The sequence below is a fragment of the Paenibacillus sp. VTT E-133291 genome (assembly GCF_002264395.1).
Lineage (GTDB): Bacteria > Bacillota > Bacilli > Paenibacillales > Paenibacillaceae > Paenibacillus_AQ > Paenibacillus_AQ nitricinens.
This window is the reverse complement of record NZ_NFVA01000217.1, coordinates 1-1,008: the sequence shown is the minus strand read 5'-3', so window position 1 is coordinate 1,008 and position 1,008 is coordinate 1. Positions and strand designations below refer to the sequence as shown.

1 protein-coding gene is annotated in these 1,008 nt (G+C 38.6%); it reads left to right on the top strand.

Annotated elements, in window-relative coordinates:
* The first annotated feature begins 162 nt into the window (after positions 1 to 162).
* Positions 163 to 642 carry a DUF4265 domain-containing protein gene (locus tag CA598_RS31640; RefSeq protein WP_094879062.1) on the top strand — a complete coding sequence of 160 codons (480 nt, stop codon included), beginning with the start codon at positions 163 to 165 and terminating at the stop codon, positions 640 to 642.
* Positions 643 to 1,008 lie beyond the last annotated feature (366 nt).

The window sequence follows — 1,008 nt, the reverse complement described above, 5'->3', positions numbered from 1 at the left end:
TTAGTACCTGCTATGATTTCTTGAATACCTGAAGTATCCCCTTTCAAAAAAAGAGGAACCTCCTTTATTATCGACCCGTTGAATTACAAGCGATAGCGGATACATGGAGGATGTAATCTCAAATCTCATACATTAAAAGAGACAGTTTTGAGGAGTATTCGAATGGAACATAAATTAACCTTAATTAATGTTTTTGCCGGCATAAATTCAGAGGAAGCAGTCTTTGAAGAGCTTCCTGCAGAATGCATAAGCGATAAAATATTCAAATTATGTGCATCTCCTGGGCTGGCTCTAGGGCTTGCGAAAGGAGATACAATAAAACTCCATCCCAATGGAGAGTTTGAATTAATAAAACATGGTGGAAACTTCTGCATTCAAATTTACAAAGAGGAGCTTGTTAAAGAAAAGATAGAGACAGCTGAATCTATAGTCAAACGAGAGCTTTCCGGTTCTTTAGATGGATTTCATAATGGCTCGCTTGCCTTCACCGCGCCCATCAGGAATGGATTTCATGCCACCAATAAGGTCTTCAATGTAATTAGAGATTTATTAGAATCGGAGTACTATTACTCTAATATTTACGAATATCCATATAACTTTGACGATGAAGAGTTAGTTTGCTGGGCTAGAGATCTGGATTAATCGCTTTAAAGCATCAGCTTTCCGAAGTAGATGATATTGTCCTTAAAGCTCAAGAAGCAGTCATGAAGCACGATTCATCGAAAAGAGATTAATAACTTCTGAATTGGAGAGATTTGCCCTTTCAATTACTGAAATGGCAGGCCGCGAACGATGAAGATCTAATTCCATTCGGAAAACTGGAAAACCTATTGAGAATGAATGGATGATAAGCCCTCTTGATTGATGAACTGCTTTCATAGATAATCATCACTATTCCATAATTGATCCCACTCGTCCTGATTAATAAGAGCAGTTCAATATCATTCGCACTAAACCAACCATACCCCCACAGGTGGGTCCTTGGCTCGCGAACCACGTTGTGGAAAT